Here is a 21,172-nt window from a genome sequence, read left to right as displayed (position 1 = left end):
TTGGCAAGCTGACTAATTTGAAACTACTTTAGAGAACTTTTTCCATAAATAATATATGGTTAATATATAGGAGGAGAAATAATGAATTCAGACTCCCCCGTCGGTATCACTTTATGCTTACAGATACCGACGAGGTAACAACCGTTATTATTTCTCAGGCAATTTAATATCTTTAAACATGGCTTCAATATCATCGTTGGAACGCAGCGCCACCGCCGTGTCCACCACATCACGCGTCAGATGCGGCGCGAAACGTTGAATGAAATCATACATGTAACTACGTAAGAAGGTGCTGCGACGAAAACCAATTTTGGTGGTGCTATGGCTGAAGATATCGTGCGCATCCACACGTACCAGGTCAGGATCGGAAACAGGATCAACCGCCATACTGGCAATTACACCCACGCCGAGACCCAGACGGACATAGGTTTTAATAACATCGGCATCGGTCGCGGTAAAAACAATACGCGGCTCCAGACCCGCACGGTTAAACGCGGTGTCCAGCTCCGAACGCCCGGTAAATCCAAAGGTGTAGGTCACCAGTGGATACTGTGCCAGTTCCTCAATAGAAACCGAGGATTTTCCCGCCAACGGATGATCCGGCGTGACGACAATCGAACGGTTCCAGTGGTAACAAGGTAACATCACCAGATCGTCATACAGATGCAGGGCTTCCGTCGCGATGGCAAAATCCGCATTCCCTTTCGAGACGGCTTCGGCAATTTGCGTCGGCGATCCCTGATGCATATGCAATGAAACACGAGGATATCGCTCAATAAAACCTTTAATCACGTTCGGCAAAGCGTAACGTGCCTGGGTGTGCGTGGTGGCGATATACAGCGAGCCTTTATCCGGCCAGGTATGTTCGCCAGCAACGGACTTAATAGCATCTACCTTAGACAGTACTTCGCGCGCAATACGGATAACTTCCTGCCCCGCAGGCGTAACCTGGGTCAGATGCTTACCGCTACGGGCGAAAATCTGGATGCCAAGTTCATCTTCCAGCATACGAACTTGCTTACTGATACCGGGCTGAGAGGTATAAAGCCCTTCCGCCGTTGAGGAGACATTAAGGTTGTGGTTCACCACCTCAACAATGTAGCGAAGCTGCTGTAATTTCATGTTATGCCATCCCGATTCGCGCCATCAAATCATCGTTTCAGTGCAGGCTCGTGGGCGCTGCTAATACGATTTAATAATAAAAAGTCTGTTAACTATAACCACTATATCATTTATATGTACGCTGTATAGGTATGACAAAAAATAATATGCCAGAAACAAAAAGGGCCGCTTACGCGACCCTTTGAGGAGAAATTCAGCCGTAACGCTGTTATTTCTTCCCTTCTACCCATTTACCGTCAACGAAGAACGCGGACCAGCCAGTCGCCTTACCGTCTTTCTCAGCGGCAACGTATTGCTGCTTGGTTTTACGGCTGAAACGAACCATAGACTTGTTACCATCCGGGTCTGTTTGCGGCGCATCTGCCAGATAACGCAGTTTTTCCGGCAGGCGATCGCGGAAGCGGTACAACTCTTCCACCAACGGCGCACGAGTCTCACGTGATTTCGGGAACGTATTGGCCGCCAGGAAGATACCTGCAGCACCATCACGTAACACGAAATACGCGTCAGATTTTTCACACGGCAGTTCCGGCAGCGGAACCGGATCTTCTTTCGGCGGAGCAACTTCACCGTTACGCAGGATCTTACGGGTGTTTTTACACTCGTCGTTAGTACACGCCATGTACTTGCCGAAACGTCCCATTTTCAGGTGCATCTCAGAACCACATTTTTCGCACTCTACGATAGGACCGTCATAACCCTTGATACGGAATTCACCCTCTTCGATCTCGTAGCCGTCGCAGGTTGGGTTATTACCACACACATGCAATTTACGCTTAGGATCGATGAGATAACTGTCCATTGCCGTACCGCACTTCTGGCAGCGGCGTTTGGCGCGCAATGCGTTCGTTTCAGCGTCATCGCCTTCCAGCACGTTCAATACTTCGTTTTCCGGCACCAGGTTAATGGTGGTTTTGCAACGCTCTTTCGGGGAAAGTGCGTAGCCGGAGCAACCAAGGAAAACGCCGGTACTGGCGGTACGAATACCCATCTTGCGTCCGCAGGTCGGGCAATCAATGCTGGTCAGCACCATCTGGTTCGGACGCATACCGCCTTCTTCAGGATCTTTCTCGGCTTTATCTAACTGCTGAGTAAAATCAGTGAAGAAGTTGTCGAGTACGCCCTTCCATTCGGCTTCGTGATTCGCCACCTGGTCGAGGCTGTCTTCCATCTGCGCGGTAAAATCGTAGTTCATCAGCTCGCGGAAGTTTTCTTCCAGACGATCGGTGACGATTTCACCCATTTTTTCAGCGTAGAAGCGACGGTTTTCAACGCGAACATAACCGCGATCCTGAATCGTAGAGATGATCGACGCATAGGTGGATGGACGACCAATGCCACGCTTTTCAAGCTCTTTAACCAGCGAAGCTTCACTGAAGCGCGCAGGCGGCTTGGTGAAATGCTGCGCAGGTGTCAGCTCGATAAGCGTCAAGGTATCGCCTTTGTCCACCGCCGGTAAGATGCGATCTTCATCGCCCTTACGCAGCGCTGGCATCACTTTGGTCCAACCATCGAAGCGCAGAATACGACCACGCGCTTTCAGACGGAAATCACCCGCACCCACGGTCAGGGTGGTAGAGTCATATTTCGCTGGCGTCATCTGACAAGCAACAAACTGGCGCCAGATCAGCTGATACAGTTTTTGCGCATCGGCTTCCATATCTTTCAGCGACTCCGCCAGTACGGCGACATCGGAAGGACGGATAGCTTCGTGTGCTTCCTGCGAGTTCTCTTTGCTGGCGTACTGGTTCGCGCTCTCCGGCAAATATTTTTTGCCAAAATTATCACTGATGTAATCGCGAACCATGGTGACAGCATCCTGGCTCAGGTTGGTTGAGTCAGTACGCATGTAAGTGATGTAACCCGCTTCATACAAGCGCTGCGCCATCATCATGGTTTTCTTCACACCAAAGCCCAGACGCGTGCTCGCAGCCTGCTGTAGCGTGGAGGTAATGAACGGTGCGCTCGGCTTGCTGCTGGTCGGTTTATCTTCACGTTCCAGGACGCTATAGCGCGCTTTTTCCAACAGGCTAACCGCGGCAAGCGTTTGTTCCCGATTTACAGGACGGAACGGTTTATCATTTTGATGCGTCACCTCAAGCGGCAACGCGTCACCGCCCGGCGTGGTCGTGTTAGCATCAATTTCCCAGAACTCTTCTGGAACAAATGCTTTGATTTCGCGTTCACGCTCAACCACCAGACGCACAGCCACAGACTGTACGCGACCGGCAGACAGACCACGCGCAATTTTTTTCCACAGCAGTGGCGACACCATATAGCCCACAACACGGTCCATAAAGCGGCGCGCCTGTTGCGCATTAACACGATCGATGTTCAACTCGCCCGGTTTTTCAAACGCCTGGCGAATAGCATTTTTGGTAATTTCGTTAAACACCACGCGGCTGTAGCGGGTGTCGTCGCCACCGATGACTTCCCGCAGGTGCCATGCAATGGCTTCCCCTTCGCGGTCAAGGTCGGTTGCGAGATAGATGTGGTCGGCTTTTTCAGCCAGTTGCTTCAGTTCAGAAACAACTTTCTCTTTACCAGGCAGCACTTCATAGCGCGCATCCCAGTTGTGCCACGGGTCAACACCCATACGGTTGACGAGAGCGCCACGTTCATCCTTTTTGGGCTTTTTAGCCGTTTTGGTGGAGGTTGAGTCGGCGCTCTTTTTAGTTGCTGAGCCACTGGTCGGCAAATCACGGATATGACCGACGCTGGATTTCACCACGTAGTCATTACCCAGATACTTGTTGATCGTTTTGGCTTTTGCCGGGGACTCAACGATGACAAGAGCTTTACCCATATTCACCTTTACCTAATTTGATTCTTCCAGAATGCGTCGCACGTTGATTCACCTTCCACTGGCGACGAGACATCGATATGGTCTCTGCGTCGGCGGATATCAACCCCTTAAACTGTTTCGCGCTTGTAATGTAACTCTCATGTAACTGAGTTAACAGGCTTTTTTTCTCACAAACGCTCTAGCACGACGAAGTATTGGTCGAATGTCAAGCAAATCTGTTGCCAGATTGACGAAAGCGTCACACTGTACCTGATAAAATGCGTTACGCAACTTTATTAGCATGCAAAAACAAATCTCGCCAGTTGTAACACTGTCGTAAAACCTTCATTTATGTCAGGGAATATTTGCCCATAAGGCGGGCTCAGCGTAGACTAATGTCCTTGTTTAAGGAGTAAATCATGCATAAAGACACTCAACCCATCGATCGCGAAACACTGCTGATTGAAGCCAACAAAATCATTCGTGAGCATGAGGACACGCTGGCGGGGATTGTCGCCACCGGCGTTACGCAGCGAAACGGCGTGCTGGTTTTCAGCGGAGATTACTTTTTAGACGAGCAAGGGCTACCAACGCCCAAAAGTACGGCTGTGTTTAATATGTTTAAACACCTGGCGCACGTACTTTCTGAAAAGTATCACTTGATCGATTAACTCGAGAAATAATTTGCCGGATGGCGGCAACGCCTTATCCAGCCTACATTGATGCCTATTTGTAGGCCGGATAGGATATGTGAGCATCGCTATCCGGCAATGACAATTTTACATCAGTGGCTTCTGCCCCCGCTGCCACCAGCGCATCAGCAAACGATCGGCGCTCTCCGCCGCACTACCGGTAAAACGATCCATCAGCTTTTTACGCTGCAGATAGCGAACGTTCAACACTTCACGACCCTCCATCAGCCCGAGGATCACCTCATCGCTGGTATTGATCTCATCCACCAGCCCATTTGCCAGCGCCTGTTGACCAAACCAGTGTTCACCCGTGGCAACCTGCTCAATGTCCAGAGTCGGGCGCATACGATGGACAAAATCTTTAAACAAATGATGTGTTTCGTTCAGATCTTCACGGAATTTCTGCCGCCCTTCTTCCGTGTTCTCGCCAAGCAGCGTCAACGTACGCTTGTACTGTCCGGCGGTGTGCAGTTCGATATCAATATCTTTCCCTTTCAGGAAGCGGTTAAAGTTCGGGATCTGCGCCACCACGCCAATTGAGCCGACGATAGCAAACGGCGCCGAAACAATTTTATCTGCCACGCAGGCCATCATATATCCGCCGCTCGCAGCGACTTTATCTACCGTGACGGTCAGTGGGATCTGCTTATCGCGCAGGCGTTGTAACTGGGACGCAGCCAGGCCATAACCATGTACCACACCGCCCGGGCTTTCCAGACGAACCACCACCTGATCCTGAGGTTTAACAACCGCCAGCACCGCCGTCACCTCTTCGCGTAATGCGCTGACCTCGTGGGCATCCATACTGCCTTTAAAATCAAGCACCCATACACGGGGTTTATCTGATGACGTACTGTCACCCAGTTTCGCTTTTGCCTTGGCGGCCTTCGCCTCCAGCTTCTGTTTCTTTTTCTGCGCCTTATGCCAGAATTTTTGCTGATGCCCATCCAATAAGGCCAGCGACAGGTCTTCCTTCATCTCTTTATATTGATCGCTGAGGTTAATAACCCGCAATTCCCCACGCTGACGTTTGCGTTGTGTCGCGTTTACGATCAGCATCACCACCACTGCAATAGCCACCACGACAGTGACAATTTTTGCCAAAAACAGCCCATATTCAGACAACAATTCCACGAGACCCACCTTGGTTAAACAACGCGACTTCCGCTCAGTGTACAACAGGCGTGTCACCTCGTCTTGCTTCATACATCCAGTGCTGAATCAGTAAAAAGCATGACAAAGCGTTCATTTTGCGGTGTTATTGCCTTTGGCTGATTGAAAAAGAACAGGGTTTAAGGCATAAAGCCCAAAAGTTATTGCGAACGAGATGGCCAGGGCGTCGCCGAGGAGTAGCCGTGCATTACCAACCTAAACAAGACCTTTTACAGGGCCGCATTATTCTTGTCACCGGTGCCAGCGATGGTATCGGACGCGAAGCCGCGCAGACCTATGCACGCTATGGCGCGACCGTTATCCTGCTTGGGCGTAACGAAGAAAAACTGCATCAGGTTGCCCGCACTATCGCCGATGAAAACGGAACACAACCACAGTGGTTTACACTGGATTTACTGACCTGTACCTCTGAAGAATGTCACCAGCTTGCACAGCGCATTGCCACACATTTCTCACGTCTGGATGGCGTACTGCATAACGCCGGATTACTCGGCGATATTTGCCCAATGAGTGAACAAAACCCGCAGGTCTGGCAGGATGTGATGCAGGTAAATGTGAATGCCACTTTTATGTTGACTCAGGCATTGCTGCCGTTGTTACTCAAATCCGATGCCGGATCGCTGGTCTTTACCTCTTCCAGCGTCGGCCGCCAGGGACGCGCCAATTGGGGGGCGTATGCCACATCAAAATTTGCTACCGAAGGGATGATGCAGGTTCTGGCTGATGAGTATCAAAACCGTCATCTGCGCGTAAACTGTATCAATCCTGGTGGAACACGAACTGGCATGCGAGCCAGCGCATTCCCCACGGAAGATCCACAAAAATTGAAAACTCCCGCCGATATTATGCCGCTCTACCTGTGGCTGATGGGCGATGACAGCCGCCGTAAAACCGGTATGACTTTTGACGCCCAGCCGGGCCGTAAACCAGGAATTGCCCAATGAGTGAAGAACGCTATCAGCAACGTCAACAGCGCGTAAAAGATCGGGTTGACGCACGCGTTGCCGCCGCTACGGACGAGCGCGGGATCATCATCGTATTCACCGGAAATGGTAAGGGTAAAACCACCGCCGCATTCGGTACCGCCACGCGCGCGGTGGGCCACGGTAAAAAAGTCGGCGTCGTACAATTTATTAAAGGTACGTGGCCAAACGGAGAACGTAACTTACTTGAACCCCACGACGTAGAGTTTCAGGTTATGGCGACAGGATTTACCTGGGAAACGCAAAACCGTGAGTCCGACACCGCGGCCTGTATGGCCGTGTGGGAACACGGTAAGCGGATGCTGGCCGACGATAAACTGGATATGGTGGTGCTGGACGAGCTGACCTATATGGTGGCATACGACTATCTGCCGCTTGAAGAGGTCATCACTGCCCTAAACGCGCGCCCTGCCCATCAAACGGTGATTATCACCGGCCGTGGATGTCATCGCGATATTCTGGAGTTAGCGGATACGGTCAGCGAGCTGCGCCCGGTCAAGCATGCGTTTGAAGCGGGCGTGAAGGCCCAGATAGGGATTGATTACTGACAGTAGGCCGGATAAGGCGCTTGCGCCGCATCCGGCTCCACGCTAACGCCTGATGGCGCTTTGCTTATCAGGCCTACTCATAATTAACCGTTGTTGCTACGACCACCCGGACGACGGCTGCTACCGACCTGTGAGTGGCGCTTCACCGCACGACGGATCTGATTTGCCTTCATGCGACGACGATCTTTCTCGACGGCAACTTTAGAGGTCGTTTCCGGCTTCAGTTCCACCAGTTCACGCAGATAGTTGGTCTGCGCGAGGTCAAGCTCGGTCCAGCCACCACGCGGCAGGCCTTTCGGCAGCGGGATATCACCGTAACGAACACGAATAAGACGGCTTACCTGTACACCTACAGCTTCCCACAGGCGACGGACTTCACGGTTACGCCCTTCGGTCAGCGTGACGTTATACCACTGGTTGATCCCTTCACCACCGCTGAACTTGATCGTTTTAAATGCCGCCGGACCATCTTCCAGCTGTACGCCACGACTCAGATCGCGCAGTTTTGCATCATCAACCTGACCAAACACACGTACCGCATATTCACGTTCAACTTCACGGCTTGGGTGCATCAGACGGTTAGCCAGTTCACCATCGGTGGTAAACAGCAGTAAACCGCAGGTATTCACGTCCAGACGCCCTACGGCAATCCAGCGAGCATCACGCAGTTTTGGCAAACGATCGAACACGGTCGGACGACCTTCCGGGTCGTTGCGGGTACACAGTTCACCCTCTGGTTTGTAATAGGCCAGAACGCGGCAGATTTGCTCTGCAGACTCTTTAACCGAAATCAGATGACCGTCGATACGGATTTTCAGACCCGGAGTGACTTCAACGCGATCGCCGAGCGTGGCAATTTTGCCATCAACGCTCACGCGACCCGCGGCAATAATAGATTCGATTTCACGGCGAGAACCGTGGCCAGCGCGCGCCAGCACTTTTTGTAACTTTTCGCTCATAGAGCTTCCTTTAGATGTCGCCTTCACAGGCGTCGAACAGGAGAATCAACGGCGCCAGTCAGCGCCATTTTAAGGCCGCGTAGTATAGCGGTTCGCGCCCTTATAAGAAAGGTTTAACGTCGCCGACGCCTTCACGCAACACCACCGGGGAATCGTCGGTTAAATCGATGACCGTGGTCGGCTGCTGACCGAGATAGCCACCGTGAATAATCAAATCCACCAGTTTTTCCAGTCGGTCTTTGATCTCTTCCGGGTCTGACTCAGTAAATTCACTGCCCGGCAGCATCAGCGATGTAGAGAGCATCGGCTCGCCCAGTGCTTCCAGCAGCGCCAGCGCAATCGGATTCGATGGCACACGCAGGCCGATGGTCTTACGTTTTTCCTGCAACAAACGGCGCGGAACTTCTTTCGTCCCTTTCAGGATGAAGGTGTAGTTACCCGGCGTGTTGTTTTTAATTAAACGGAATGCCACGTTGTCGACAAACGAATAGGTCGACAGTTCGGACAGGTCACGACACATCAGCGTAAAGTTGTGCCCGTCCGGCAGGTGACGGATGCGGCAAATGCGCTCCATGGCACCTTTATCTTCAATTTTGCAGCCCAACGCATAGCCGGAATCGGTTGGATAGACGATCACCCCACCTTTACGCACGATTTCAACGGCCTGATTGATCAGTCGCTGCTGCGGGTTTTCGGGATGAATATAAAAAAACTGGCTCATACTTTCCTCTCTGTGATCTCGGGCTGCTCCCAAAGTTGCCAGACGCCTTCTACGCCTGCGGGCAACCAAAGTTTACGGCCCAACTCAATCCATGGGCAGGGTAGATGAAAATCAGACCCTTGCGATGCCCACAGTTGATGCGAACGCGCAAGCGTCGCCAGATGGGTGCGTTCATTGGGAGACTGCTGGCACTGTGCTACTTCCATCGCGTCGCCGCGATGTTCAGCAAAATGTGCAACCAGTCTTTTCAGCCACTTAGCGCTAAGATCGTACCGCCCAGGATGAGCCAGAACAGCCTTACCGCCAGAATGATGAATGACATCAATAGCTTGTTCTATTGTACACCACTGTGGCGGAACGTAACCGGTTTTCCCACGGGCAAGATATTTTTTAAAGACATCCGCCATGGTTGTGGCTTTTCCGCATTCCATCAGGAAACGTGCAAAATGGCCCCGCGTAACCGCCCCGCCATCAGCCAGGCGTAACGCCCCTTCCCACGCGCCGGGGATATGCGCTTTGTCGAGTCGTTCAGCAATCAGGCGTGCACGCTGCTGACGACGTTCCGTTTGTTGCGCCAGAAACTCACACATCATGGGATGGGCGATATCAATGTTCAGACCCACTATATGGATCTCATGGTTTTCCCAGACCGTTGATATCTCGACGCCAGGGATCAAATTTAAGGCTAAACCTGAACGTGAAATTTCTTCTCTTGCCGCCGCAATGCCGGCCGTGGTGTCATGATCGGTGATCGCCAGTGTACCGACTCGCATCTCTACCGCACGGTGTACTAAGGCTTCTGGCGTTAATCGCCCATCGGAGGCTGTAGTATGACTGTGCAGGTCATAAATCACTGCGTAATTCGTGTCGCTCAAGGCGGCTCCCGTTTCAATAAATGTCGTATCACGCCCATCATAGCGGTTTCGACAAATATACTGAAATCAGGTGTTGACTTTATTCCATCGAACTAGTTAACTAGTACGCAAGTTCACATGAAGAAGGTATCTGAGATGAAAGCAACATTTGTTCTGCACGGTTGGTGGCGCACTTCCTGATTTCGGGCAGTGTCTTACGTCTGCAATATGCAACCAGATACCCGGCCCGCCAAATGAGCGGGCTTTTTTTTGAACAAAATTAATGAGAATAACGATGCAAACTCAAAAACCGACACTCGAACTGCTTGCCTGCGATGCCGCCTACCGTGAGAATCCGACGGCGCTGTTTCATCAAGTGTGTGGCGCACGTCCAGCAACACTGCTGCTGGAATCTGCAGATATCGACAGCAAAGACGATCTGAAGAGCCTGCTGCTGGTCGACAGCGCATTACGCATTACCGCTCTCGGTGACACTGTCACTATTCAGGCATTGTCCGCAAACGGCGCATCGCTGCTGTCGCTGCTGGATGCTGCCCTGCCCGCTGGCGTTGAGAACGAACAACAGCCGAATGGTCGTCATCTGCGATTCCCTGCCGTCAGCCCACTGCTCGATGAAGACGCCCGCTTATGCTCCCTGTCCGTATTTGATGCATTCCGTTTATTGCAGGAGCTGGTTAATGTTCCAGCGCAAGAACGTGAAGCGATGTTCTTCGGCGGTCTGTTTTCTTACGATCTGGTTGCCGGTTTTGAAGATTTACCTCAGCTTGAAGCGGGCAACCGTTGCCCTGACTACTGCTTCTATCTGGCAGAAACGCTGATGGTTATCGACCACCAGAAAAAAAGCACCCGTATTCAGGCCAGTATTTTTACCCCCAATGATGCGGAAAAACAGCGTCTTAATGCTCGTCTGGCGCAATTGAGCCAGCAGCTTACCGAGCCTGCGCCGCCGTTGCCGGTCACTGAAGTCCCGCAGATGCGCTGCGAGTGCAATCAGAGCGATGAAGAGTTTGGCGCCGTAGTTCGTGGCATGCAAAAAGCGATTCGCGCGGGCGAAATTTTCCAGGTGGTGCCATCCCGCCGTTTCTCGCTGCCCTGCCCATCTCCGCTGGCGGCCTACTATGTGCTGAAGAAAAGTAACCCCAGCCCATACATGTTTTTCATGCAAGACAACGAGTTCACGCTGTTTGGCGCCTCCCCGGAAAGCTCGCTGAAATACGATGCCACCAGCCGCCAGATTGAGATCTACCCGATTGCTGGTACTCGCCCGCGCGGTCGTCGTGCGGACGGTTCGCTTGATCGCGATCTCGACAGCCGTATCGAGCTGGAGATGCGTACCGACCATAAAGAGCTTTCTGAGCACCTGATGCTGGTTGACCTTGCGCGTAACGACCTGGCGCGCATCTGTACGCCTGGCAGCCGCTATGTGGCTGACCTCACCAAAGTCGATCGTTACTCCTTCGTTATGCACCTGGTTTCGCGCGTGGTCGGCGAATTGCGTAGCGATCTGGATGTGCTGCACGCTTACCGCGCCTGTATGAATATGGGCACGTTAAGCGGAGCGCCAAAAGTTCGCGCCATGCAGCTTATCGCCGAGGCCGAGGGTCGTCGCCGTGGCAGCTACGGCGGTGCGGTAGGTTACTTCACGGCGCATGGCGATCTGGATACCTGTATTGTCATTCGCTCCGCCCTCGTGGAAGACGGTATTGCCACCGTACAAGCCGGTGCCGGGATTGTTCTGGATTCTGTACCGCAGTCTGAAGCCGATGAAACCCGTAATAAAGCACGCGCGGTTCTGCGTGCTATCGCTACCGCGCACCACGCACAGGAGACCTTCTAATGGCTGACATTCTGCTGCTTGATAACATCGATTCTTTTACCTATAACCTGGCGGATCAGCTGCGTACTAATGGTCACAATGTGGTGATTTACCGCAACCATATTCCGGCCCAGACGTTGATTGACCGCTTAGCAACCATGAAAAATCCGGTGCTGATGCTTTCTCCAGGACCAGGCGCGCCAAGCGAGGCAGGTTGCATGCCGGAGCTGTTAACCCGTTTGCGCGGCAAGCTGCCAATCATCGGCATTTGTCTGGGACACCAGGCCATTGTTGAAGCCTATGGTGGATATGTGGGTCAGGCCGGAGAGATCCTTCACGGCAAAGCGTCCAGCATTGAACACGACGGTCAGGCGATGTTTTCTGGTCTGGCGAATCCGCTGCCGGTGGCACGCTATCATTCGCTGGTTGGCAGCAACGTACCTGCTGGATTGACCATTAACGCCCACTTTAACGGCATGGTGATGGCGGTACGTCACGATACCGATCGCGTCTGCGGCTTCCAGTTCCATCCGGAATCAATTCTGACCACCCAGGGCGCGCGTTTGCTGGAACAAGCGCTGGCCTGGGCGCAACAGAAGCTTGAACAAACCAATACGCTGCAACCCATTCTGGAGAAACTGTATCAGGCCCAGACGCTGTCCCAGCAGGAAAGTCACCAGCTGTTTTCCGCAGTCGTTCGCGGTGAACTGAAGCCGGAACAACTGGCTGCGGCGCTGGTGAGCATGAAAATTCGTGGCGAACACCCGAATGAAATTGCCGGTGCGGCAACCGCGCTGCTGGAAAACGCCGCCCCGTTCCCGCGCCCTGATTATCTGTTTGCCGATATTGTCGGTACCGGCGGCGACGGCAGCAACAGCATCAATATTTCTACCGCCAGCGCCTTTGTTGCGGCGGCTTGCGGACTGAAAGTTGCCAAACACGGCAACCGCAGTGTCTCCAGCAAGTCTGGCTCTTCGGATCTGTTAGCGGCATTTGGCATCAATCTGGATATGAACGCTGATAAATCCCGTCAGGCGCTAGACGACCTCGGGGTGTGCTTCCTGTTTGCGCCGAAATATCACACCGGTTTTCGCCATGCCATGCCGGTACGCCAGCAGTTGAAAACCCGCACGCTGTTTAACGTGCTCGGCCCGTTGATTAACCCGGCGCATCCGCCGCTGGCGCTGATCGGCGTTTACAGCCCGGAACTGGTGCTACCGATTGCTGAAACGCTGCGCGTGCTGGGATATCAACGAGCAGCCGTGGTGCACAGTGGTGGCATGGACGAAGTTTCGCTGCATGCGCCGACCATTGTGGCAGAGCTGCACGATGGGGAAATCAAGAGTTATCAACTGACGGCAGAAGACTTTGGTTTGACGCCTTACCACCAGGAACAGCTGGCTGGCGGCACGCCGGAAGAAAACCGTGACATTCTTAGTCGCTTGTTACAAGGTAAAGGTGAAGCCGCTCATGAAGCTGCTGTTGCCGCGAATGTCGCCATGTTAATGCGCCTGCACGGTGAAGAAGATTTAAAAGCCAATGCGCAAACCGTGATTAATGTACTGCGTAGCGGTGCGGCCTATGACCGCGTCACTGCACTGGCAGCAAGAGGGTAAATGATGCAAACCGTTTTAGCGAAAATTGTCGCAGACAAGGCGATTTGGGTAGAGGCCCGCAAACAGCAACAACCGCTGGCCAGCTTTCAAAATGATGTTCAGCCTGGCTCACGTGATTTCTACGATGCGCTGCAAGGTGCACGCACCGCCTTTATTCTGGAATGCAAAAAAGCATCTCCATCAAAAGGCGTGATCCGTGATGACTTCGATCCGGCACAGATTGCGAGCATCTATAAACATTATGCTTCCGCGATCTCCGTACTGACCGATGAGAAGTATTTCCAGGGGAGCTTTGATTTCCTGCCTATCGTCAGCCGCATCGCACCGCAGCCGATTCTGTGCAAGGACTTTATTATCGATCCTTACCAGATTTACCTGGCGCGTTTCTACCAGGCGGACGCCTGTTTGCTGATGCTGTCGGTGCTCGATGATGAGCAATATCGTCAACTCGCCGCCGTCGCCCACAGCCTAAAAATGGGCGTACTGACCGAAGTCAGTAACGAAGAAGAGCTGGAGCGTGCTATCGCACTGGGCGCCAAAGTCGTTGGTATCAACAACCGTGATTTACGCGACCTGTCGATTGATCTGAATCGCACTCGTCAACTGGCACCGCGTCTGGGTCACGGTGTGACCGTCATCAGCGAGTCCGGCATCAATACTTACGGTCAGGTGCGCGAGCTCAGCCACTTCGCCAACGGTTTTCTGATTGGCTCTGCGCTGATGTCGCATGACGATCTGCATACCGCCGTGCGTCGCGTACTGCTCGGCGAGAATAAAGTCTGCGGTTTAACCCGGGCTCAGGATGCAAATGCGGCATACGAAGCGGGCGCCATTTACGGCGGCTTGATTTTTGTCCCCACATCACCGCGCGCGGTCAACGTAGCACAGGCGCGAGAGGCCATGACCGGCGCGCCGCTGCAATACGTCGGGGTGTTTCGCAACTCAGATATTGCCGACGTGAGCGCAACAGCGGCGGAGCTGGGACTAACTGCCGTGCAACTGCACGGTAACGAAGACCAGTCCTATGTTGACGCCCTGCGCGACTTACTGCCCGCACAGGTGCAAATCTGGAAGGCACTCAGCGTCAGCGAGACGTTGCCAGCCCGTGATTATCAGCATGTCGATAAATACGTCTTCGACAACGGCCAGGGCGGCAGCGGTCAACGCTTCGACTGGTCACTTTTAGGCGGACAATCGCTGGATAACGTTTTACTGGCTGGCGGACTCGGCGCAGATAACTGCGTTGACGCGGCAAAAACCGGCTGTGCCGGTCTCGATTTCAATTCTGGCGTAGAGTCACAGCCGGGCATCAAAGATGCACATCTTCTGGCTTCGGTCTTTCAGACGCTGCGCGCATATTAAGGAAAAGGACATGACAACATTACTCAATCCGTACTTTGGTGAATTTGGCGGTATGTATGTGCCACAGATTCTGATGCCTGCCCTGCGCCAGCTGGAAGAAGCTTTTGTCAGCGCGCAAAAGGATCCTGAATTTCAGGCGCAGTTTACAGATCTGCTGAAAAACTATGCGGGTCGCCCAACCGCACTGACCAAGTGCCAGAACATTACTCAAGGCACCAATACGACGCTGTATCTCAAGCGTGAAGATTTACTGCACGGCGGCGCGCACAAAACCAACCAGGTGCTGGGTCAGGCGTTGCTGGCGAAGCGCATGGGTAAAACGGAAATCATCGCCGAAACAGGTGCGGGTCAGCACGGTGTTGCATCTGCTCTCGCCAGCGCACTGCTGGGGTTGAAATGCCGTATTTATATGGGCGCGAAAGATGTTGAACGTCAGTCGCCTAACGTTTTCCGTATGCGTTTGATGGGCGCTGAAGTTATCCCCGTTCACAGCGGTTCCGCGACGCTGAAAGATGCCTGTAACGAAGCGCTTCGCGACTGGTCTGGCAGCTACGATACCGCGCACTACATGCTCGGTACGGCGGCTGGTCCTCACCCCTTCCCGACCATTGTGCGTGAGTTCCAGCGCATGATCGGTGAAGAAACCAAGGCGCAGATTCTGGAAAAAGAAGGCCGTCTGCCGGACGCCGTTATCGCCTGCGTGGGCGGCGGTTCTAACGCCATCGGGATGTTCGCCGATTTTATTAATGAAACCAGCGTCGGTCTGATTGGCGTAGAGCCAGGCGGTCACGGGATTGAGTCTGGAGAACACGGCGCGCCGTTGAAGCATGGTCGTGTCGGGATATACTTCGGCATGAAGTCCCCAATGATGCAGACTGAAGAAGGACAGATTGAAGAGTCTTACTCTATTTCTGCAGGGCTGGACTTCCCATCGGTCGGGCCACAGCATGCATACCTGAACAGCATTGGTCGCGCCGATTATGTTTCAATCACCGATGATGAAGCACTGGAAGCCTTCAAAACGCTGTGTCTGCACGAGGGAATTATCCCGGCACTGGAGTCCTCCCATGCCCTGGCGCACGCGTTGAAAATGATGCGTGAGAATCCAGAAAAAGAGCAGTTGCTGGTGGTTAATCTCTCCGGTCGCGGCGACAAAGACATTTTCACCGTACACGATATTTTGAAAGCGCGAGGGGAAATCTGATGGAACGTTACGAAAACCTGTTTGCACAGCTGAAGGACCGCAAAGAAGGCGCTTTTGTCCCCTTCGTAACCCTGGGCGATCCGTCTGTTGAGCAGTCACTGAAAATCATTTATACGCTGATTGAAGCCGGTGCCGACGCGCTTGAGCTCGGCATTCCGTTCTCCGATCCGCTGGCAGATGGCCCAACTATTCAGGAAGCCACCCTGCGTGCGTTTGCCGCCGGCGTTACACCGTCGCAATGCTTTGAAATGCTGGCGCTGATTCGCCAGAAGCATCCGACGATTCCCATTGGGTTGCTGATGTATGCCAACCTGGTCTTCAGTAAGGGCATTGATGAATTTTACGCCCATTGTGAGAAAGTGGGTGTGGATTCTGTATTAGTGGCCGATGTTCCCGTTGAAGAGTCTGCACCATTCAGAACCGCAGCGCTCCGCCACAACATCGCGCCGATTTTCATCTGCCCGCCGAACGCTGATGAAGAACTGCTACGCCAGATTGCCTCTTATGGTCGTGGCTACACTTATCTACTTTCACGTGCAGGTGTAACCGGTGCCGAAAATCGTGCAGCATTACCGCTGCATCATCTGGTTGAAAAGCTGAAAGAATATGGTGCGCCACCTTCTTTACAGGGCTTTGGTATTTCTGCGCCTGAACAGGTCGCTGGTGCTATTGAAGCCGGTGCTGCCGGTGCAATTTCCGGCTCGGCAATTGTGAAAATCATTGAGAAAAATGTTGCGGCACCGGAACAGATGCTGGCTGAGCTGAAAGCGTTTGTCAGCACGATGAAAGCCGCCACCCACCAATAAGCTAAATCAACCGCCAGAAATTTCTGGCGGTTTTATCCTTCTTTCGTGTGCTTCATTCTATACATAGCGCTATCCGCATTCTGAATGGCCACATCAAGTTCACCATTCACCTCTGCAATCCCCCACGATACTGACAATGGCACGGTATGGCCATCCACCACAAACACATGGCTGGTCACCTGCCCACTAATACGTTGCGCGATTGCTATAGCGTCAGTTGCCTGCGATCGAAACAGCAGGATCATAAACTCATCCCCGCCGGTACGAATCACAATATCGTGACTGGTGCGGGTGTTTGACAGCATCCTGTTGGCGATAATTTGCAGCGCACGATCGCCTGCCGCGTGGCCCCAGGTGTCATTGACGGCCTTGAACTTATTACAGTCAAGTAGCACCACCGAGCAGTGTGATAAATCCCGACGCTTGATGATGTCGAGAATTCGGCGGTTAAAACAACCGGTCAGGGTATCAATATAAACCTTGAGGTCACTTTCGTTCAGCCATGATTTTAACGAGAAGCTGATCATGATGAAGAAAAACGGCGCCAGCAGAATCACGATACCTGCATGCGTGTCGCGCGTCATAAAACGGCCTAATGAAAGCGAATAGTGCAGCGCATATTTCTCTGAAAAATTGCGCACCATAAAGCGGGATTGACCGGTACATTTACCGGATAAACAGAGACTCTCATTGTTGGTCAAATTCACCAATTCTACGTTCAATTCTGGTGGAATTTGGTAGTCAAATGCCTGGGCTAACGCTTCCTGCAATTCGGACTTTGAATGGTCATAGACCAGATAAGCCACGATTTGGTCTGATATCTCTTTGCCAGACAGATCGTAGATATAACTCACCACGCTGTAAGCTTTCTCACCGGTAATTTTATCGGTATAGAAATTCGTTGAGCTGAGGGCTTTATTTTTGACGTTTTTCTGCAGCAGTCGGGTATAGAAATCGACGGGGGGATAGAAAAATTGCGTGATATCCCGCGCCATTTCAGAATTAGAGAAACTGAAATTGCGCGAATCGGAAGCCATAAACCAGTAAAAATAATCTGAGTTTTTGGCGATAATATAACGATGTGCATCAAAACTGCCCGGGTTTAGCTCATTGACCATACCGCGAATAAACTCCGCCGCCGTATACATACACAGCGCGTTGTGGCTGGTTTGCTGAGCAACCATTGTCCCCGTTGCCGAATGCAGCCGCTTTGGGTCGGCGTTAATTCCCCATTCATTCTCATCCCGGGGGGCGAATTGTGAAATATCTCCGCATTGATCACCCGTTTTGATATGGTGGTAGCGCTCGCCAATCGCATCGGCGATCAGCTCGTTGTCGTTAAAAATGTCCATCATGCGCGCTTGCAGGCGGTTAACACCTTCGCTGGCAGCGGCCATTCGCTGTTCATAAATAATAAACAGAAACAACGACGTAAATATCAACGTAATGAGCCCTGATACCAGCAGTGCCTGCCTGTTTCTGAGCTTATCCTGCACAATCTTCACGAGTCCACCCTGATAGTTAACAGTATTGCCAAATCGGTTACCCGTTTATGTTGTTGCATAACAGCGTTGTACGTTGATAGAGAATGTTCGCCACCCCGATACAGGTAAGTTGATGTAGCCCGCAGCCGCGCGCTTAGGTTACAGTTTTATACAATAAAAGCACATAATTGTTAACATAAACGCAAACTAATCATCACCTTCAATAGGATACCCTGCCCGTCGAATGGCCTCGCGGCAGTCGTTTACGCCTGCGGCATAGCCCGCCTCAATCTCACAAACCGGACTGGCGCTGCAATAAGGTAGTGTAACTGGAGTCGCAATAAGTTTCTCCAGCGCCTCAATTTTATCCATGTAAAGCAATAACTCACGTGCAGCACTTACGGCAAACGCTGCCGTTTGATCTTCGGAGAACGGTTCCAGAAGTGCGATTTTTTGCTGTAGCAGATGGCGGGTCAACATCATCAGCAATATCCTCAAAATTGTTTTGCTTAAAGAGTAGCACGACATCAAAGGGGAGAAAGGTAGGATGGGATTGTTTAAACGATGGGTCTAAGTAAGGATATTGTCTGAAAACGGTAACAGACAGCTCCGTGCAAATCTCTGGCGAAGATCAGATATTTTTAGTTGATGACGATGGAGAATATCCGAGTTTGTAATAATAATGCACTCATTGTTTCCATACTGTCTGAGACTGTCAATCGTTAGACTACTCTGAGCGTGAAGCGGACCATAATTTCTGATGTAAAGCTTCACTGATAATGTCGGGACAGTGATGAGTGAGAAACTCACGTTGTGCTTACACCAGGATTATCTGGAATGATGGAGTTAACATCTCAATTGTTCATAGCGGCGCTGAGTGGATGCAGGATATCGCGGGGCATATTGGACGTATAACGTTTATTGCGTACCTAAGAAGTTAAGACCAGAGGTTTTAATTATTACATTTTTTAAGATAGTGGTTTTTATCTGTTTTTTAGAATTGCCATACCTGGCCAGACATTCTTATCCATAACAACTTTATGAGTTAAAAAAATCTGCCATATTGACAGATTCTTTTAATCTATCATTAGAGATTTGCAACGTTATGATATACTTTTTGAACATCATCGTCATCTTCAAGGGCATCAACAAGCCCTGCGAAGACTTCTAAATCTTCTGGTGAAAGTTCAATTTCTGATTGAGCAATCATCTCTAATTCTGTGGTAGAGAATTCAGTAATCCCTGCGGCTTTTAAAGCTGCAATGCCTTTGTGAAGATCTGTAGATTCTGTATAAATAACGATGTTTCCTTCTTCTTCGGTTACATCACGAACATCTACTTCAGCATTAAGCAAAATTTCAAAAATGTGGTCAGGGTCTGTCCCTTCAAAAACAATCACTCCGGTATTGTCAAACATATAGCTGACAGAACCAGCCGCTCCGATATTCCCGCCTTTTTTATTAAAAATTGAGCGGACATTAGCAATCGTACGGTTAACATTTGAAGTCAATGTTTCAGCGATAATCAGTGAGCCACTGGGACCAAAGCCTTCATAACGCCCTTGCACGAACGTTTCATCACTGCCGCCTTTGGCTTTATCAATGGCTTTATCAATAACGTGTTTTGGAACCTGCGCTTGTTTAGCACGTTCAATAACGAATTTTAAAGATGTATTTAATTCTGGGTCTGGTTCGCCTTGTTTAGCAGCAGCATAAATTTCGACACCGAATTTTGCATATACATTAGACGTTGCACCGTCTTTAGCTGTTTTTTTAGCAACAATATTTGCCCACTTACGTCCCACTGGAATGATCTCCTCAAAAATTCATTTACATAGCCGACAGGTAAATAACCTAGCATTACATTATATCATGACGTATAAATCCTCGTCTATTAAAAATAAAAATATTAGAATTTTACTATATGTTACTTTAATTTTATCAATATTTAACATTATTGATAAATTATCCTCTGGTTCTTTTTTGTTCTTAATAAATGGTCCGCAGCAATAATGCATAAGTGAAGAGAAACAAAAGTGATATTCCAGACAAACACTTCTACTATTAAAGTTGCTGCTGCACTGCTTATAGCGAGGTTTCGACACACAAATTTTGTCAGGCCAGATGAGCAAAATAATGGCCGATCAAGACAACGATACACGAGGAAAAGAATGGAAAAAAACTGGCCATTTGACGACCAGTTTTGCAGAAGTGTTTTACAGTAAATATCAGAAACGATAACCCGCAGAGAACATAAACACCCACGGATCGAGGCGTACACTGTCTCGCTGCTGGACGCCACCCATTTTATAGCTTGCGGTGGTATCGATATCCATGTACCAGACCGACATGTTAATCAGCCAGTCGCGGTTAATCAGATAGTCCATACCGACTTGCCCTGCTGCACCCCAGGAATCTTTCAGGCTCAGGTCCGATAACCCCGTTTTTTTGCCGTTATCGTTAAAGCCTTCATCGAAGAAGGTCGTGTAGTTCACCCCAACACCTACGTACGGACGCAGTTTACTGCTGGAGTCACCGAAGTACCACTGCGCCATTAACGTCGGCGGTAAATGATGTACGGTGGCAATATCACCCGTTGCAGCAGTGCCGATTTTATGGCGGAACGGCGTAGCTGCCAGTAATTCAACACCGATATTGTCGGTTGCCATGTAGGTAAATGTCAGACCCAGCTGCGTGTTATTGCTGACATCAAAGCCACCTAAGCTGCCCAGCGTACCACCTGCACCTTCCGTCGGCCTGACGGTGGCTGAACCTGCACGAATAAAGAACTCTCCAGCTTCATGCGCAAATGCGTTACCAGAGAGAAGAGTTGTTAAAGCCAATGCTGCAACTGTTAATTTTTTCATGTCCGCTCCATCGTTATGGTTATAAAAGCGGAACGAATATACCCACATTGGAGTAATAAGTGATCTAACATGGATCACATTGACTTTGATAATTTAACATTTATTGATCCAGATTAAGTTAGAACTTGCATTCAAAATCCTGGTTAAATTAATTCAGATC

At 50.9% G+C, this 21,172-nt stretch carries 19 protein-coding genes and 1 other annotated feature; of the genes, 9 read left to right on the top strand and 10 right to left on the bottom strand.

All coding sequences use genetic code 11. The annotated features are described in order from the left end of the window. Nucleotides 1–147 precede the first annotated feature (147 nt). Both cysB and topA read right to left on the bottom strand, forming a co-directional pair. On the bottom strand, nucleotides 148–1,122 hold the full coding sequence (gene cysB / locus OGY04_RS05200; RefSeq protein WP_003020610.1) for an HTH-type transcriptional regulator CysB: 975 nt from the start codon (nucleotides 1,120–1,122) through the stop codon (nucleotides 148–150). A gap of 208 nt (nucleotides 1,123–1,330) precedes the next feature. Continuing rightward, nucleotides 1,331–3,928 (bottom strand): type I DNA topoisomerase, encoded by a 2,598-nt coding sequence (gene topA, locus OGY04_RS05195; RefSeq protein ID WP_003833325.1) that lies wholly within the window; start codon nucleotides 3,926–3,928, stop codon nucleotides 1,331–1,333. A 398-nt stretch (nucleotides 3,929–4,326) separates the two neighbouring features. Between topA and OGY04_RS05190 the strand changes: the two genes are divergently transcribed. Beyond that, a complete protein-coding gene (locus tag OGY04_RS05190) occupies nucleotides 4,327–4,578 on the top strand; it encodes a YciN family protein (protein WP_003020616.1) in 252 nt (83 codons plus the stop codon). A gap of 108 nt (nucleotides 4,579–4,686) precedes the next feature. On the opposite strand, the gene sohB is transcribed toward OGY04_RS05190, so the two are convergent. Then, nucleotides 4,687–5,733, bottom strand: a complete 1,047-nt coding sequence (sohB, locus tag OGY04_RS05185) for a protease SohB (protein ID WP_032934465.1) — start codon at nucleotides 5,731–5,733, stop codon at nucleotides 4,687–4,689. Nucleotides 5,734–5,954: 221 nt separating this feature from the next. Between sohB and OGY04_RS05180 the strand changes: the two genes are divergently transcribed. Continuing rightward, nucleotides 5,955–6,716 (top strand): YciK family oxidoreductase, encoded by a 762-nt coding sequence (locus OGY04_RS05180; RefSeq protein ID WP_286584889.1) that lies wholly within the window; start codon nucleotides 5,955–5,957, stop codon nucleotides 6,714–6,716. Continuing rightward, nucleotides 6,713–7,303 (top strand): cob(I)yrinic acid a,c-diamide adenosyltransferase, encoded by a 591-nt coding sequence (cobO, locus tag OGY04_RS05175; protein WP_167819988.1) that lies wholly within the window; start codon nucleotides 6,713–6,715, stop codon nucleotides 7,301–7,303. Before OGY04_RS05180 ends, cobO begins: the two co-directional genes overlap by 4 nt. Nucleotides 7,304–7,386: 83 nt before the next feature. Here the strand turns inward: cobO and rluB are convergent, their stop codons facing one another. From rluB to rnm, 3 genes are all read right to left on the bottom strand, one after another. Further along, the gene (gene rluB, locus OGY04_RS05170) at nucleotides 7,387–8,262 is read right to left on the bottom strand and encodes a 23S rRNA pseudouridine(2605) synthase RluB (protein WP_003020625.1); all 876 of its coding nucleotides are present in this window, start codon (nucleotides 8,260–8,262) and stop codon (nucleotides 7,387–7,389) included. A 100-nt stretch (nucleotides 8,263–8,362) separates the two neighbouring features. Then, nucleotides 8,363–8,983 (bottom strand): L-threonylcarbamoyladenylate synthase, encoded by a 621-nt coding sequence (locus tag OGY04_RS05165; RefSeq protein WP_003833336.1) that lies wholly within the window; start codon nucleotides 8,981–8,983, stop codon nucleotides 8,363–8,365. Continuing rightward, on the bottom strand, nucleotides 8,980–9,858 hold the full coding sequence (gene rnm / locus OGY04_RS05160; RefSeq protein WP_008784938.1) for an RNase RNM: 879 nt from the start codon (nucleotides 9,856–9,858) through the stop codon (nucleotides 8,980–8,982). The genes OGY04_RS05165 and rnm overlap by 4 nt, the downstream gene beginning before the upstream one ends. A 135-nt stretch (nucleotides 9,859–9,993) precedes the next feature. Between rnm and trpL the strand changes: the two genes are divergently transcribed. The 6 genes from trpL to trpA all read left to right on the top strand — a co-directional run bounded on the left by trpL (nucleotide 9,994) and on the right by trpA (nucleotide 16,662). Then, complete coding sequence (gene trpL, locus OGY04_RS05155) at nucleotides 9,994–10,038, top strand: trp operon leader peptide (RefSeq protein WP_012905981.1); 45 nt, start codon at nucleotides 9,994–9,996, stop codon at nucleotides 10,036–10,038. Further along, nucleotides 10,015–10,109 (top strand) — a sequence feature (Trp leader region). Its footprint overlaps the gene before it by 24 nt. 23 nt (nucleotides 10,110–10,132) lie before the next feature. After that, nucleotides 10,133–11,695, top strand: a complete 1,563-nt coding sequence (locus OGY04_RS05150; protein WP_100272383.1) for an anthranilate synthase component 1 — start codon at nucleotides 10,133–10,135, stop codon at nucleotides 11,693–11,695. Further along, nucleotides 11,695–13,290, top strand: a complete 1,596-nt coding sequence (gene trpD, locus OGY04_RS05145) for a bifunctional anthranilate synthase glutamate amidotransferase component TrpG/anthranilate phosphoribosyltransferase TrpD (protein ID WP_286584887.1) — start codon at nucleotides 11,695–11,697, stop codon at nucleotides 13,288–13,290. Before OGY04_RS05150 ends, trpD begins: the two co-directional genes overlap by 1 nt. A gap of 3 nt (nucleotides 13,291–13,293) precedes the next feature. After that, nucleotides 13,294–14,652 carry a bifunctional indole-3-glycerol-phosphate synthase TrpC/phosphoribosylanthranilate isomerase TrpF gene (gene trpCF / locus OGY04_RS05140; protein ID WP_502872410.1) on the top strand — a complete coding sequence of 453 codons (1,359 nt, stop codon included), beginning with the start codon at nucleotides 13,294–13,296 and terminating at the stop codon, nucleotides 14,650–14,652. A gap of 10 nt (nucleotides 14,653–14,662) precedes the next feature. Continuing rightward, nucleotides 14,663–15,856, top strand: coding sequence for a tryptophan synthase subunit beta (trpB, locus tag OGY04_RS05135; RefSeq protein WP_003020645.1), 1,194 nt, complete (start codon nucleotides 14,663–14,665; stop codon nucleotides 15,854–15,856). Further along, nucleotides 15,856–16,662, top strand: a complete 807-nt coding sequence (gene trpA, locus OGY04_RS05130) for a tryptophan synthase subunit alpha (RefSeq protein WP_286584884.1) — start codon at nucleotides 15,856–15,858, stop codon at nucleotides 16,660–16,662. Before trpB ends, trpA begins: the two co-directional genes overlap by 1 nt. Before the next feature lie 32 nt (nucleotides 16,663–16,694). Here the strand turns inward: trpA and OGY04_RS05125 are convergent, their stop codons facing one another. From OGY04_RS05125 to ompW, 4 genes are all read right to left on the bottom strand, one after another. After that, the gene (locus OGY04_RS05125) at nucleotides 16,695–18,167 is read right to left on the bottom strand and encodes a GGDEF domain-containing protein (protein ID WP_213752781.1); all 1,473 of its coding nucleotides are present in this window, start codon (nucleotides 18,165–18,167) and stop codon (nucleotides 16,695–16,697) included. A 186-nt stretch (nucleotides 18,168–18,353) separates the two neighbouring features. Next, complete coding sequence (locus OGY04_RS05120) at nucleotides 18,354–18,629, bottom strand: hypothetical protein (RefSeq protein ID WP_103285304.1); 276 nt, start codon at nucleotides 18,627–18,629, stop codon at nucleotides 18,354–18,356. A gap of 604 nt (nucleotides 18,630–19,233) precedes the next feature. Further along, nucleotides 19,234–19,950: a YebC/PmpR family DNA-binding transcriptional regulator gene (locus OGY04_RS05115; protein WP_003020658.1), complete on the bottom strand. Its 717-nt coding sequence runs from the start codon at nucleotides 19,948–19,950 to the stop codon at nucleotides 19,234–19,236. Between the two features lie 423 nt (nucleotides 19,951–20,373). Continuing rightward, nucleotides 20,374–21,012: an outer membrane protein OmpW gene (ompW, locus tag OGY04_RS05110; RefSeq protein WP_071446265.1), complete on the bottom strand. Its 639-nt coding sequence runs from the start codon at nucleotides 21,010–21,012 to the stop codon at nucleotides 20,374–20,376. Nucleotides 21,013–21,172: the final 160 nt, after the last annotated feature.

The organism is Citrobacter sp. Cpo091 (assembly GCF_030332645.1).
Lineage (GTDB): Bacteria > Pseudomonadota > Gammaproteobacteria > Enterobacterales > Enterobacteriaceae > Citrobacter > Citrobacter portucalensis.
The sequence above is the reverse complement of the archived record's forward strand: the minus strand, read 5'-3'. Positions and strand labels throughout refer to the sequence as shown.

Excerpts from the sequence above, each read along its gene's own strand:
- cysB (WP_003020610.1), bottom strand. The coding sequence starts at position 1,122 with ATGAAATTACAGCAGCTTCGCTACATTGTTGAGGTGGTGAACCACAAC.
- topA (WP_003833325.1), bottom strand. The coding sequence starts at position 3,928 with ATGGGTAAAGCTCTTGTCATCGTTGAGTCCCCGGCAAAAGCCAAAACG.
- OGY04_RS05190 (WP_003020616.1), top strand. The coding sequence starts at position 4,327 with ATGCATAAAGACACTCAACCCATCGATCGCGAAACACTGCTGATTGAA.
- cobO (WP_167819988.1), top strand. The coding sequence starts at position 6,713 with ATGAGTGAAGAACGCTATCAGCAACGTCAACAGCGCGTAAAAGATCGG.
- rluB (WP_003020625.1), bottom strand. The coding sequence starts at position 8,262 with ATGAGCGAAAAGTTACAAAAAGTGCTGGCGCGCGCTGGCCACGGTTCT.
- OGY04_RS05165 (WP_003833336.1), bottom strand. The coding sequence starts at position 8,983 with ATGAGCCAGTTTTTTTATATTCATCCCGAAAACCCGCAGCAGCGACTG.
- OGY04_RS05150 (WP_100272383.1), top strand. The coding sequence starts at position 10,133 with ATGCAAACTCAAAAACCGACACTCGAACTGCTTGCCTGCGATGCCGCC.
- trpD (WP_286584887.1), top strand. The coding sequence starts at position 11,695 with ATGGCTGACATTCTGCTGCTTGATAACATCGATTCTTTTACCTATAAC.
- trpCF (WP_502872410.1), top strand. The coding sequence starts at position 13,294 with ATGCAAACCGTTTTAGCGAAAATTGTCGCAGACAAGGCGATTTGGGTA.
- trpB (WP_003020645.1), top strand. The coding sequence starts at position 14,663 with ATGACAACATTACTCAATCCGTACTTTGGTGAATTTGGCGGTATGTAT.
- trpA (WP_286584884.1), top strand. The coding sequence starts at position 15,856 with ATGGAACGTTACGAAAACCTGTTTGCACAGCTGAAGGACCGCAAAGAA.
- OGY04_RS05120 (WP_103285304.1), bottom strand. The coding sequence starts at position 18,629 with ATGATGTTGACCCGCCATCTGCTACAGCAAAAAATCGCACTTCTGGAA.
- ompW (WP_071446265.1), bottom strand. The coding sequence starts at position 21,012 with ATGAAAAAATTAACAGTTGCAGCATTGGCTTTAACAACTCTTCTCTCT.